Genomic DNA, 12,062 nt, shown 5'->3' with positions numbered 1-12,062 from the left:
GCCGCAGGGCCGCAGGGCCGCAGGGCCGCAGGGCCGCAGGGCCGCAGGGCCGCAGGGCCGCAGGGCCGCAGGGCCGCAGGGCCGCAGGGCCGCAGGGCCGCAGGCCCGTAGGGCCGCAGGGCCGCAGGGCCGCAGGGCCGCAGGGCCGCCGCAGGCACGGCAGCGCACGGGGCCGCAGCCCCGCGGACCGCTACGCGACGAACGTCCGCGGCGGCTCCGCCCCGCTGCCGCCGGCGCCCGTGCCGACCAGCCGGGCCGCCGCCGCGAGCCGGGCGGCGGCCTCCTCGGCCACCGGCCCGCCGACGGTGAACGGCAGCCGGACGTAGCCCTCGAAGGCCCCGTCGACGCCGAACCGGGGGCCCGAGGGGACGCGGACTCCGACCCGCTCCCCCACCTCGGCCAGCCGGGAGCCGGACAGCCCGCCCGCGCGGGCCCACAGGGTCAGCCCGCCCTGCGGCACCTGGAACTCCCAGTCGGGCAGCTCCCGGCGCACCGCGGCGACCAGCGCGTCCCTGTTCTCCCGGGCCTGGTCGCGGCGGATCCCGACGGCCTCCTCCCAGCCGCCGGTCCGCATCAGCCAGTTCACCGCGAGCTGCTCCAGCACCGGCGTGCCGAGGTCGGCGTACGCGCGGGCGGCGACCAGGCTCCGGATGACGTCGGGGGCCGCGCGGACCCAGCCGATCCGCATCCCGGCCCAGAAGGCCTTGCTGGCGGAGCCGACGGTGACGACCGTGGAGCCGGCGGGATCGAAGGAGCAGACCGGGCGCGGCATCTCCAGCGCCGGGTCCAGTTGCAGCTCGGCCATGGTCTCGTCGGCGACGAGCACGGTGCCGGCCGAGCGGGCGGCCTCCACCATCGCGCGCCGCTGGTCGTCGGAGGCGAGGGCGCCGGTGGGGTTGTGGAAGTCGGCGACGACGTAGGCGAGCCGGGGGGCGGAGTCGCGCAGCACCTGCCGCCAGACGTCCATGTCCCAGCCGGTCAGCCCGGCGGCCATGGCGACGGGTACGAGGCGCACCCCGGCGGCGCGCATGAGCTGGAGGATGTTGGCGTAGGACGGGGATTCGACGGCGATGCGCTCGCCGCGCCCGGCGAACAGGCTGCAGATGGCGTCGATGGCGCCCATCGCCCCGGTGGTGACCATGATCTGCTCGGGCATGGTGGGGATGCCGCGCTCGGTGTAGCGGTCGGCGATCATCCGGCGCAGCGCGGGGAGCCCCGCGGGGTAGTCGCCGTGGGTGTGGGCGTACGGCGGGAGTTCCTCCAGGGCGCCCTGGACGGCTTTGGTGAGCCAGGGCTCGGGGGCCGGGAGGGCGGCGCAGCCGAGGTCGATCATCGAGCCGAGGGCTTCGGGCGGCAGCGGTTCCAGGCCGCGGGCGGGCAGCGGGTTGCCGGCCGGTACGGAGGTCCAGCTGCCGGCGCCCCGGCGGGACTCCAGGAACCCCTCGCCGCGCAGGGCCTCGTAGGCGGCGGCGACGGTGGTGCGGCTGAGGGAGAGCGCGACGGCCAGCTCCCGCTCCGCGGGCAGCCGTGCGGCGACCGGGACGCGGCCTTCGAGCACGAGGAGCCGGATGCCGTCGGCGAGCGTCCGGTAGGCGGGCGGCTTGCGCGCGCCCGAAGCGGGGGGCCGCTCCTGCTGCGAGGTGATCAGGCGGGCGAGCTGTGCGGCGCCGACCGCTGAGGTCCACTGAGCCATGCTGTCCGGTCCACCTTCATCGAATTGGCCCCACCCGGCGGGCGACCGCGGCCGGTATTGGATTGGTTCTGCGGGGTTCAGGGTGTCATGGAGCAGTCCATTCGGGCCAGGGCGCGGCTCGTGGCTCCCCGGCGGGCCGGACGCTCGGTGCGTCGCGGAAGGATGGCGGGTCCCTCGTTCACCGCGCGGCCATCGCGGCGCTCCCGTCCCACCGCGAACAGGGGGCATACTGCCGCCGTGACGCACGTACGCCTTCGCCACCCGTATCTGGACCACCCTGCTCCGATCCCCTTCGCACACCGGGGAGGGGCCGCGGACGGGCTGGAGAACACCGCCGCCGCCTTCCGCCGGGCCGCCGACGCGGGCTACCGGTACTTCGAGACCGATGTGCACGCCACGGCCGACGGGAAACTGGTCGCCTTCCACGACTCGACCCTGGACCGGGTCACCGACGGGCGCGGCAGGATCGCCGAGCTGCCGTGGAGCCGGGTCCGCGAGGCCCGGGTGGCGGGCAGCGAACCGCTGGCCCTGTTCGAGGACCTGCTGGAGGAGTTCCCGGACGCCCGCTGGAACATCGACATCAAGTCCGAGTCGGCCCTGCACCCGCTGGTGAACCTGGTCGCGCGGGCCGGGGTCTGGGACCGGGTGTGCGTGGGCTCGTTCTCCGAGAGCCGGGTGGCCCGCGCCCAGAAGATCGCGGGCCCCCGGCTGGCCACCTCGTACGGGGTGCGCGGCGTGCTGGGGCTGCGGCTGCGCTCGTTCGCGATCCCCGCGGCGCTGCGGGTGGGGGCGGTGGCGGCGCAGGTGCCGGAGCGCCAGGCGGGCATCCGGGTGGTCGACCGGCGCTTCGTACGGACCGCGCACGCACGGGGGCTCCAGGTGCACGTGTGGACCGTGAACGAACCGGAACGCATGGAGGCTCTTCTCGACCTGGGAGTCGATGGCATCATGACCGACCGGATCGACATCTTGCGCACGGTTCTGGACCGGCGCGGCGCCTGGGCCTGACCGCCCGTTCGGGCTCCGCGCGGGCATCCGGGGGCCGCGCGCCACGGGGACCAGCGAGGGGGCGCTCATGAGTGCGCAGACGGAAGACGAAGCGGAATCCGGGGCCGACGACGGCAGATCGGCCGCCACGGCGGCGGCCGCGCGCAAGCGCGAGCAGCGGGGCTGGTATTTCTACGACTTCGCCGTATCGGTGTACTCGGCGAGCGTGCTCACGGTGTTCCTCGGGCCGTACCTGACCTCGGTGGCCAAGGCCGCCGCGGACGCCGAGGGCTTCGTGCACCCGCTGGGCGTCCCGGTGCGGGCGGGCTCCTTCTTCGCCTACTCGGTCTCGGCCTCGGTGATCCTGGCCGTCCTGCTCATGCCGCTGGCGGGGGCCGTCGCCGACCGCACCGGCCGCAAGAAGCCGATGCTGGCGGTGGCCGCCTACACGGGCGCCGCCGCGACGGCCGGAATGTTCTTCCTCGGCGGTGAGCGCTATCTGCTGGGCGGGCTGCTGCTGATCGTGGCGAACGCCGCGCTGTCCGTCTCGATGGTGCTCTACAACGCCTACCTGCCGCAGATCTCCACCCCCGACGAGCGGGACACGGTCTCCTCTCGGGGCTGGGCCTTCGGCTACACCGCGGGCTCCCTGATGCTCGTGCTGAACCTGGTGCTCTACACGGGCCACGACTCCTTCGGCCTCTCCGAGGGCACGGCGGTACGGATCTGCCTGGCCTCGGCGGGCCTGTGGTGGGGGGCCTTCGCGCTGATCCCGCTGCGCCGGCTGCGGGACCGGGCCGTGGTCCGGGAGCCGGGGGCCGGCCCGGCCGTCAGCGGCTGGAAGCAGCTCGTCGCGACCCTGAAGGACATGCGGCGCTATCCGCTGACCCTGTCCTTCCTGCTCGCCTACCTGATCTACAACGACGGCGTGCAGACGGTGATCTCCCAGGCCTCGATCTACGGCTCCGAGGAGCTGGAACTGGAGCAGTCCACGCTGATCGTGGCGGTGCTGCTGGTACAGATCCTGGCGGTGTTCGGGGCGCTGGGGATGGGCCGGCTGGCCCGGATCCACGGCGCCAAGCGCACGATCCTGGGTTCGCTGGCCGCCTGGGCGCTCACGCTGGCGGCCGGCTACTTCCTGCCGGCCCGGACCCCGGTGTGGTTCTTCGCACTCGCCGCGATGATCGGGCTGGTGCTGGGCGGCAGCCAGGCGCTGTCGCGTTCGCTGTTCTCGCACCTGGTGCCGGCGGGCAAGGAGGCCGAGTACTTCTCCGCGTACGAGATGAGCGACCGGGGGCTGAGCTGGGTGGGACCGCTGGTCTTCGGCCTGACGTACCAGGTAACGGGCAGCTACCGGGACGCGATCATCTCGCTGGTGGTGTTCTTCGCACTGGGTTTCGTGCTCCTCGCCAGGGTGCCGGTACGGCGCGCGGTGGAGGCGGCGGGCAATCCTGTTCCCGAACGGATCTGACCGCGGGTTCGAGCCGGTTCCGAGCACGGATCCGGGAACGAATTCGGAACGAATTTCGACGTTCAAGCGAAGGGCCGGTAGTGTACGCCTTTGGCCTGCCAGGCGGACCGTTACTGCGCGCTTGGGAACTGTAGACGTTGGGTGACATCTGCTGCCAGATGTGACAAAACGGGCATTGGTGGGTACAACAAGGGGCGGCACGACGGGCGACGCATGACCCGGAGCGGGAATCTATACCGCCGACCGGACGTTGACCGGATGACGACGACAGCGACACCTGTCCTGTGGGCGACAAGCCCGGGAGGCACGATTCATGAGTGAGCGAGCTCTCCGCGGTACGCGGCTCGTGGTTACCAGCTACGAGACGGACCGCGGCATCGATCTGGCCCCGCGCCAGGCGGTGGAGTACGCATGCCAGAACGGACATCGATTTGAGATGCCGTTCTCGGTTGAGGCAGAAATTCCGCCGGAGTGGGAGTGCAAGGCGTGCGGCGCCATGGCACTCCTGGTGGACGGGGACGGGCCCGAAGAGAAGAAGGGCAAGCCTGCGCGAACGCACTGGGACATGCTCATGGAGCGACGCACCCGCGAGGAGCTGGAGGAAGTGCTGGCCGAGAGGCTCGCGGTCCTTCGTTCCGGCGCCATGAACATTGCCGTGCATCCGCGGGACAGCCGCAAGTCCGCCTGACAGCCGGACTGAGCACAAGGCACCGAGTACAACGCCGAGGGCCCCCGCCACTTCCGTGGCGGGGGCCCTCGGCGTGCCCGTCCCCCGGTTTCCCGGGGCGCGTTCTCAGCGGGCCGGAGCCCTCACGGGGTCAGCGGCGGCCGGTAGCCGGTGTCCGGGCCGGCCGGGCCCGGGCCGGGCTGCCGCTGGTCCTCGCGGATGACCTCGCCCTGGACGACCTTGCCGTCCGGGTAGTGGATGCGGGCCTGCTGGAAGGCGTCGCCGAAGCTGCCGGCGGGCGCCGCGGCCATCTTGCGCTCCAGCGTGCGGGCCGTCCGCCGGCTGATCAGCGCCCGGACCGGCGGGAGCAGCAGGAGCAGTCCGGCCGCGTCCGAGAGAAGACCCGGCATGATCAGGAGCAGGCCTGCCAGCATGGTCAGGCCGTTGCCCTGGCCGGGCTGCTGCGGAGCGGGCGGCCGGCCCTCCTGGGCCCGCTGGAGGGACTGCGTCAGGTTCTTGAAGGCGCGGCGCCCGGCGCGCTTGATGACCACGCCGCCCAGCAGCATCGCGCCGAGGAGCAGCAGGGCGACGGTCAGCCCGCCGGCCACCCCGGCGACCAGGCTGAGCAGCCAGATCTCCAGGATCAGCCAGGCGGCGACCGCCAAGGGGAGGAACGTACGGGCGGGCGAGCGCCGTCGTGGGGCCGTCGAAATGCCGGTCGTCATACCACCAGTGTGCCTGGGGTGGCGTAAAAGCGGCCTCAGTCGGAGGTACCGGACATCCCCTAGGGGTGTCCGGAGCTCCTGTGGTGTCCGGAGCTCCTGTGGTGTCCGGAGCTCCCGCGGTGTCCGGCGGGCGGGCTCAGGCTTCCGGCTTGCCGGTCAGCTTCGCCGTGCGGGCCTTGACGCCCCACTGGGTGACCCGCCACAGGGCCTCCACCACGATGTCCTTGCTCATCTTGCTGTCGCCGAACTCGCGCTCGACGAAGGTGATGGGCACCTCCACGACCTTGAAGCCCTTGCGGACGGCCCGGCGGGCCAGGTCCACCTGGAAGCAGTAGCCGGCCGAGGCGACCTCGTCCAGGCCCAGCCCCTCCAGGGTCTCGCGGCGGAAGGCGCGGTAGCCGCCGGTCACGTCGCGGATCGGGACGTCCAGCATGAGCCGGGAGTACGTGGACCCGCCGCGGGAAAGGATCTCGCGGCTCTTGGGCCAGTTGACGACGCGGCCGCCCGGCACCCAGCGCGAGCCCAGGACCAGGTCGGCGCCGCCGAGCGCGGTGAGCAGCCGGGGCAGTTCCTCGGGCTGGTGGGAGCCGTCGGCGTCCATCTCGACGATGACGCCGTAGCCGTGCTCCAGGCCCCAGGCGAAGCCGGCCAGGTAGGCCGCGCCGAGGCCCTCCTTGCCCTTGCGGTGCATGACGTGGACGTGGTCGTCGGAGGCGGCCAGCTCGTCGGCGAGCTTCCCGGTGCCGTCGGGGCTGTTGTCGTCGGCTACCAGGATGTGGGCCTCCGGGACGGCTGCGCGGACGCGGCCGACGATCAGGCCGATGTTCTCCGCCTCGTTGTACGTCGGAATGATCACCAGGGTGGTGCCGAGCGGCCCGTAGGTCCGCTGTCCGCCGTCGCTCACTGGGTCCCCTTGCAGTTTCTCGTCCGGCCCGCCACGTACGTCACGTCACAGCGGGACGATTTTAGAACAGCGATCGGGGCCCGCGGTCCTTCGGGCCGGCCGCGCTCCCGCTGGATGCGGATCGCCGTGACCGTTGTCTACTGGACCGCCGGGCCCCGACCTGGGGCCACCTGCCGCCCGGCGAAACCTTCCCTCGCCCCCGAGGCGCGGGTGCGCTGAGCGGACGGATCCGTCCGGTACGGACGTCCTGTGGTGGACCCGGCCGAACCTATCCGGGTCCGGCCGCCCGTACCGAACCGAGGCCGGTCGGATCACCCCTGTGGCCGTACGAATACCTCCCGGCCACCGACCACCGTGGACAGGCACACCGGCAGATCCCCGCCGGGGGTCAGGTCGGGCAGTCCGGGGGTGCCGGAGCGCGGGTCGGTGGACCAGCGGGCGACCCGGTCGTCGGGCGCCTGGACCACCAGTTCCTCGGTCTGCCAGACGGCGTAGTCGGCGGGCGCGCCGGGGACGAGGATGCCCGCGTCGTCCCGGCCCAGGGCCCGCCAGCCGCCGCGGGTGTGGGCGGCGAAGGCGGCCCGTACGGAGATCCGGTGCTCGGGCGTGCGGTGGAAGGCCGCGGCGCGGACGGTGCCCCAGGGGTCGAGCGGGGTGACCGGCGCGTCGGAGCCGAAGGCGAGCGGGACACCGGCCTTGAGCATCGCGGCGTACGGGTTGAGGGTGCGGGCGCGCTCGGCCCCGAGCCGGTCGGCGTACATGCCGTCCTCACCGCCCCAGGCCGCGTCGAAGGCGGGCTGCACGGAGGCGGTCAGGCCCAGCTCCGCGAAGGCGGCGATGGTGGCCGGGGTCATCATCTCGGCGTGCTCGACGCGGTGCCGGGCGGCCCGGACGCGGGCCAGGCCCACCTTCTCGGCGGCGGCCCGGACGCCCTCGACCACGGCGGTCAGGGCGGCGTCCCCGATGGCGTGGAACCCGGCCTGCAGCCCCTCCTCGGTGCAGGCGGCCACGTGCGCGGCGACGTCGTCGGCGTCCAGGTAGCCGGTGCCGGTGTGGGCGGCGTCGGTGTACGGGGAGTGCAGGCAGGCGGTGTGCGAGCCGAGGGCCCCGTCCACGAAGAGGTCGCCCGCGGCGCCGACCGCCCCGAGGGCCTTGGCCCGGTCGAGGTCCTGGTCGGCCCAGTAGCCGAAGACGCGCGGGCCGGGGTGGGTGCGCGCCAGGTCGAGCAGTGCGCTGAAGTCCTCCGGGGAGGAGATCTCGGGCCCGCCGCACTCGTGCACGGAGCCGATGCCGAGGGAGGCCGCCCGGTCCAGGGCGGCGCGCTGGGCCTCGGCGCGCTGGGCCGGGCCGACGGCGCCGAGCGCGACCCTGCGTACGGCGTGGTGGGCGTCGGCGGTCAGCGGCTCGTCGCCGGTGACGGCGGCCCCGGGAACGAGGTCCAGCAGGGCGGTGGTGACCACGGCCGAGTGCACGTCGATGCGGCTGAGGTAGAGCGGGCGGCCGCCGGTGGCCCGGTCGAGCTCCTCGCGGCGGGGGGCGCGGCGCTCGGGCCAGCGGGAGGCGTCCCAGCCGTGGCCGAGGAGCACCCGGTCGGCGGGGCGGCGGGCGGCGTGGGCCCGTACGAGCTCCAGGGCGTCCGGGAGCGAGCGGGCCCCGGAGAGGTCCAGGCCGGTGAGGGCGAGGCCGGCGGAGGTGGTGTGCACGTGGGCGTCGGTGAAGGCGGGCGTGACGAGGGCCCCGTCGAGGTGGACGACCTCGTCCACGCCCTGCGCGAAGGCGTCGGCCGCGCCCTCGGACCCGACCCAGGCGATGTGCCCGCGCTCGACCACCATCGCGGTCGCGAACGGGTCGGCGGGGCTGTGCACCTCTCCGCCGCGGAGGAGGACGGTGCGTTCGGCTGCGGGGGCTCCGGCGGCGGTGGCGGAGGTGCGGTCTGTCATGGGACCAGTCTCCCGCCTCGGCCGGGCGGGCCCGACCTCGGGGCCCGGCGCGGCCGCGTCGCGGCCTGCCGGGCCCCGGAGGGGTCACACGCGGGGTGGGCGGGATTCGTACGGGGTGGAGAGGACCACGGTCGTACGGGTGGAGACGTGGGCCAGGGCGCGCAGGCGGCCCAGGAGGTCCTCCAGCTCCAGGGGGGTGGCCACGCGCACCTTGAGGATGTAGTTCTCGTCGCCGGCGACGCTGTGGCAGGCCTCGATCTCCGGGACGCCCGCCAGCCGCTCGGCGATGTCGTCGGGTGCGCTGGGATCGAACGGCTTCACCGAGATGAACGCCGTCAGGGGCAGCCCGACGGCCTCGGGGTCGACCACGGCCGCATAGCCGCGGATCACGCCGCGCTGCTCCAGGCGGCGTACTCGCTGATGGACCGCCGACGTGGACAGTCCGGTGGCCTTGCCCAGATCCGTGTAGCTCATACGCCCGTCCCGCACGAGCAGATCAACGATCTGGCGGTCCAGCTCCTCCATTGCGCTCATAGCCGCTCAACCTATTGCCCAGGACCGCTCCAGGCACAGCGGTGTCCACGAGAGAAGTGGCACCTGCGGCGGGCATGTGACCAAGCCCACAGAGGTATGGAGGCGTACCGGGGGCGGTTGTGGTTACTCGTGCCGCGCGACGGGAAGTGCTTGCTGTGGCCGTGGCTGAAGAACCTGCCCGCCCGGCCCACCCAAGGGGGAGTACATCCATGCTGAACACCAAGCGCGCCGGTCGCACCGAACCGGAGCCCCTGGAACTTCTCGATCCCGAGGAAGACGACTACCTCGAAGACGCCGAGGGGTTCGAGATCCACCACGCGATCTGCCCCGACTGCGGTCAGTCGATCGCCCTCGTCGCGGACGAGGAGTACCTGCCGGAGCACGCGCTCTGCCTGACCCCGTGGAACCCGTTCGGGCTCACGGTGTGCGCGGGCACGGGCCGCCCGGCCTCCGACGCCCTGCCGACCGTCGGCGTGTTCCAGCAGGACGGGCCGGAGCTCGACCCGGTCGTGCACCTGTCGCTGCCGCACGGACTGGACTGGCGGACGCAGCCCTTCTCGCACGTCGGCGGTCCGGGCTCGCGCCCCGTCCGGGTGGCGGCCCCGCTGCCGCCGCAGATGCGCCAGCACGCGCAGGCCGCCTGACCGGCGTTCACGTCCTACCAGTACGTGCCCTGCACCATGGCGGCCAGGCTGGCGTGGTGCAGGATCAGGCCGTCGGGGTCCGCCGGGACCTCGACCTCGCCGAAGTGCGCCTGCCGGTAGGCGATGCGCAGCATCACGATCCCGTGCCGCAGGGCGGCGTAGAGGGTGTGGAACTCCATGTCCCGCGGGGTGTGGCCGGTGAGTTCGGCGTACCGGCGTTCGATGTCGGCGCGGCGCAGGAAGTCCGGCAGTCCGGGCTGGCCGAAGCCGACGGTCAGGTCCTGGAAGAAGCGGTGGAGGTAGACCGTCCAGCCGAGGTCCACCTCGCGCGGGGCGTACGCGGCCATCTCCCAGTCGAGTACGGCCACCGGCTCGAAGCCGTCGCTCTGGTAGATGACGTTGCCGATGCGGGCGTCGCCCCAGTTGAGGACGGGGTCGCCCTCGTCGGCGGGCCAGAGTTCCTCCAGGCGGTCGAAGGCCCGTTCCAGGAGGGGTGAGCGGGCCAGCCCGCTCACCACCCAGTCGTAGTAGGTGCGTTGGCCGTCCACGTGGCGGCGCAGCGGGCTGCCCCCGCCGGGCGGCAGGAGGAACTCCGCCTCCTCGGCGGGGAACTGGTCGTGCAGCCGGGCGAGGAGGGAGATGCTCGCCTCCTGGAGGCGGGCCCGCTCGGCGGCGGTGGCGGAGTGCAGCCAGTTGCCCTCGTAGGTGTAGGGCATGACGTCGGGCGGGACCCGGCCTTCGGCGCGGGTCATGACGAAGAAGGGCGCGCCGAGCGGGCCGGGATCCTCCTCCAGCCAGCGCACGCGGGGCACGGGCAGGTCGGTGTGCCGGGCGACCAGGCTCATCACGCGGTGCTGGCGGGGCATGTCGTACGTGGGGAAGACCGTGTAGGCGGCCGGGTCGGCGGCGAGGCGCAGGGCGCAGGCGCGGTCGGGGGCGCCGGGGTGCTCGATGTCGAAGAGCAGGGTCTCGCTGGACATGCCGTTGGAGCCGGGGACGGAGGTGTTGGTGACCTTCGCGCCGGGGAGTTTGCCGTCGAGCCACGCCGTGAGGCGGCGGCCCAGTTCTTCGGGCTCGCGGGTGGAGGTGCGGGGACGTGGTGCCGTTGCCATGGCGTACCGCCTTCCTTTCCTACGGGTTCTCGTGCTCGGTGCTCTCGCGCGGCGGGACAGCCCTTAGGGCGCGACGGAGGAGTAGTCGGCGAACCCGCTGGGGTCGTGGCGGCCGAAGCTGCCGTGCTCGAAGATCCCGTGGCCGACCCGGCCGTCGAGGGTGAAGCGGGCCGAGTGGTCGGTGACCCCGAAGGCGGCCATGGGGTGCGCGGCGGGGTCGGAGAGGTCGTAGACGCGGCGGTCGGTCCAGCCGCGGCCCTGCCAGGTGCCGTGCTGCCAGTCGGCGGCGGGCGGGTAGCCGGCCCCGACGGCGAGGGGGGAGGAGTTCAGGATCTCCACGCCGAGTTCGAGGGGCTTGCGGGCGGGGTCGGTGAGGTGGACGACGGCGCTCTCGGGGTGGCGGCTGCCGGGCCGGTAGCGGATGTCGGTGTGCGGCCAGCCGAGCTGCACGTCGGGCCGGCCTCTGCCCTCGGGGAAGACCTGGACGGCCTCGCTGAGGGTGCGGTGGCCGTCGGCGTCCTCCTGGGCGATGACCATGAGGAAGCGGTCCTCGAAGCGGACCGGGATCCAGAGCCAGTGGAAGCCCTCGGGCCGGTGCTCCTCGGCGGCCCGGCCGCCGTCCTCGCCGGGAATGGGGCGGACGCCCCAGCTGCGGTCGCGGGTGCCGGTCCATTCGCCGGGGGTGAGGGTGAGTTCCTCGCCCTTGGCGCGGATGGTCCCGGTGACGTTGCCGGCCTGGACGAAGCGGCGGCCTTCGAGCATGAGGCGGTCGCCGCGGCGCTGGACGTGGTGGGGCTCCCAGACGGCGGGGAACTCGGCGTTCCAGGTGACGTCGTACGAGAGCCCCCGGGGATCGGCGGGGTCGGCTTCGCAGTGGAGGCCGATCCGCTTGAGGGGTTCGTCGACGGTGATCCGCAGCGGGCCGACGGAGAGGTTCATCCGGTCGTCGGTGAGGGCGTCCGAAGCGCGGACGGCAAGGAGTTCGTCGCCGATGCGGAGGGTGGCGTACGCGTCGATGACCCCGGCGTTGGGGTAGACGCCGAGGCCGAGGATAAGGACGGCCCGGCCGGCGTGGTCGAAGACGTGGAAGATGCACCGGTCGTACGCGTTGCGGTCGCCGCTGACGAGGTGCTTCATCGACAACGGGGCCTGGTGGACGGGGTATTCGTCGAGGGGGACGGGCCGGTCGGCGGACATGGCGGACCTCCTGGGCGCGGTGGTGTGGCGACGGCGGCTCGAGCGAAGTTGACGGTACGTCAGAAATGGCTTCGAGGACCAGAGTTGTGGCACTCCGCGACAGCCCGGCACACCCGGCCAGGTCACCCCGGGGGCCGACGACCCGCTAAGGGACGACTCAGGGTCGGATCGGGGCTTGCCCCGAGGCC

11 protein-coding genes are annotated in these 12,062 nt (G+C 73.3%); 4 read left to right on the top strand and 7 right to left on the bottom strand.

Annotation, left to right across the window (positions count from 1 at the left end; genetic code table 11):
* Nucleotides 1-190: 190 nt before the first annotated feature.
* Nucleotides 191-1,693 carry an SCO1417 family PLP biosynthesis transcription factor gene (locus tag ACZ4TG_RS35815; RefSeq protein ID WP_468171774.1) on the bottom strand — a complete coding sequence of 501 codons (1,503 nt, stop codon included), beginning with the start codon at nucleotides 1,691-1,693 and terminating at the stop codon, nucleotides 191-193.
* Nucleotides 1,694-1,930: 237 nt separating this feature from the next.
* On the opposite strand from ACZ4TG_RS35815, the gene ACZ4TG_RS35810 reads away from it, so the two are divergent.
* The 3 genes from ACZ4TG_RS35810 (at nucleotide 1,931) to ACZ4TG_RS35800 (ending at nucleotide 4,839) form a co-directional block, all read left to right on the top strand.
* Entirely contained in the window at nucleotides 1,931-2,701 is a 771-nt protein-coding gene (locus tag ACZ4TG_RS35810) for a glycerophosphodiester phosphodiesterase (protein ID WP_468171771.1), read from the top strand.
* A gap of 67 nt (nucleotides 2,702-2,768) precedes the next feature.
* The gene (locus ACZ4TG_RS35805; protein WP_468171768.1) at nucleotides 2,769-4,151 is read left to right on the top strand and encodes an MFS transporter; all 1,383 of its coding nucleotides are present in this window, start codon (nucleotides 2,769-2,771) and stop codon (nucleotides 4,149-4,151) included.
* Between the two features lie 313 nt (nucleotides 4,152-4,464).
* Nucleotides 4,465-4,839 carry an RNA polymerase-binding protein RbpA gene (locus tag ACZ4TG_RS35800; protein WP_007262928.1) on the top strand — a complete coding sequence of 125 codons (375 nt, stop codon included), beginning with the start codon at nucleotides 4,465-4,467 and terminating at the stop codon, nucleotides 4,837-4,839.
* A 122-nt stretch (nucleotides 4,840-4,961) separates the two neighbouring features.
* Here ACZ4TG_RS35800 and fxsA read toward each other — a convergent pair whose 3' ends face one another.
* From fxsA to ACZ4TG_RS35780, 4 genes are all read right to left on the bottom strand, one after another.
* Nucleotides 4,962-5,543, bottom strand: coding sequence for an FxsA family membrane protein (gene fxsA / locus ACZ4TG_RS35795; protein WP_468171765.1), 582 nt, complete (start codon nucleotides 5,541-5,543; stop codon nucleotides 4,962-4,964).
* A gap of 136 nt (nucleotides 5,544-5,679) precedes the next feature.
* Nucleotides 5,680-6,447 (bottom strand): polyprenol monophosphomannose synthase, encoded by a 768-nt coding sequence (locus ACZ4TG_RS35790; protein WP_468171762.1) that lies wholly within the window; start codon nucleotides 6,445-6,447, stop codon nucleotides 5,680-5,682.
* Nucleotides 6,448-6,758: 311 nt separating this feature from the next.
* On the bottom strand, nucleotides 6,759-8,387 hold the full coding sequence (locus ACZ4TG_RS35785; RefSeq protein WP_468171759.1) for an amidohydrolase: 1,629 nt from the start codon (nucleotides 8,385-8,387) through the stop codon (nucleotides 6,759-6,761).
* 84 nt (nucleotides 8,388-8,471) lie between these two features.
* A complete protein-coding gene (locus tag ACZ4TG_RS35780; protein WP_365918508.1) occupies nucleotides 8,472-8,912 on the bottom strand; it encodes an Lrp/AsnC family transcriptional regulator in 441 nt (146 codons plus the stop codon).
* A gap of 218 nt (nucleotides 8,913-9,130) precedes the next feature.
* Between ACZ4TG_RS35780 and ACZ4TG_RS35775 the strand changes: the two genes are divergently transcribed.
* The gene (locus ACZ4TG_RS35775) at nucleotides 9,131-9,565 is read left to right on the top strand and encodes a hypothetical protein (RefSeq protein ID WP_468171756.1); all 435 of its coding nucleotides are present in this window, start codon (nucleotides 9,131-9,133) and stop codon (nucleotides 9,563-9,565) included.
* Nucleotides 9,566-9,579: 14 nt separating this feature from the next.
* Here the strand turns inward: ACZ4TG_RS35775 and ACZ4TG_RS35770 are convergent, their stop codons facing one another.
* Both ACZ4TG_RS35770 and ACZ4TG_RS35765 read right to left on the bottom strand, forming a co-directional pair.
* The gene (locus ACZ4TG_RS35770; RefSeq protein ID WP_468171753.1) at nucleotides 9,580-10,677 is read right to left on the bottom strand and encodes a phosphotransferase family protein; all 1,098 of its coding nucleotides are present in this window, start codon (nucleotides 10,675-10,677) and stop codon (nucleotides 9,580-9,582) included.
* Nucleotides 10,678-10,740: 63 nt separating this feature from the next.
* Complete coding sequence (locus tag ACZ4TG_RS35765; RefSeq protein WP_468171750.1) at nucleotides 10,741-11,874, bottom strand: Rv3169 family protein; 1,134 nt, start codon at nucleotides 11,872-11,874, stop codon at nucleotides 10,741-10,743.
* Nucleotides 11,875-12,062 lie beyond the last annotated feature (188 nt).

The sequence above is a fragment of the Streptomyces sp. NPDC028314 genome (genome assembly GCF_055565795.1).
This window is presented reverse-complemented; position numbering and strand designations above follow the sequence as displayed.

What these genes read in the sequence shown, in the direction of transcription:
- ACZ4TG_RS35800 (WP_007262928.1), top strand. Translation starts at nt 4,465, where the DNA reads ATGAGTGAGCGAGCTCTCCGCGGTACGCGGCTCGTGGTTACCAGCTAC.
- fxsA (WP_468171765.1), bottom strand. Translation starts at nt 5,543, where the DNA reads ATGACGACCGGCATTTCGACGGCCCCACGACGGCGCTCGCCCGCCCGT.
- ACZ4TG_RS35770 (WP_468171753.1), bottom strand. Translation starts at nt 10,677, where the DNA reads ATGGCAACGGCACCACGTCCCCGCACCTCCACCCGCGAGCCCGAAGAA.
- ACZ4TG_RS35765 (WP_468171750.1), bottom strand. Translation starts at nt 11,874, where the DNA reads ATGTCCGCCGACCGGCCCGTCCCCCTCGACGAATACCCCGTCCACCAG.
- ACZ4TG_RS35780 (WP_365918508.1), bottom strand. Translation starts at nt 8,912, where the DNA reads ATGGAGGAGCTGGACCGCCAGATCGTTGATCTGCTCGTGCGGGACGGG.
- ACZ4TG_RS35785 (WP_468171759.1), bottom strand. Translation starts at nt 8,387, where the DNA reads ATGACAGACCGCACCTCCGCCACCGCCGCCGGAGCCCCCGCAGCCGAA.
- ACZ4TG_RS35775 (WP_468171756.1), top strand. Translation starts at nt 9,131, where the DNA reads ATGCTGAACACCAAGCGCGCCGGTCGCACCGAACCGGAGCCCCTGGAA.
- ACZ4TG_RS35805 (WP_468171768.1), top strand. Translation starts at nt 2,769, where the DNA reads ATGAGTGCGCAGACGGAAGACGAAGCGGAATCCGGGGCCGACGACGGC.
- ACZ4TG_RS35815 (WP_468171774.1), bottom strand. Translation starts at nt 1,693, where the DNA reads ATGGCTCAGTGGACCTCAGCGGTCGGCGCCGCACAGCTCGCCCGCCTG.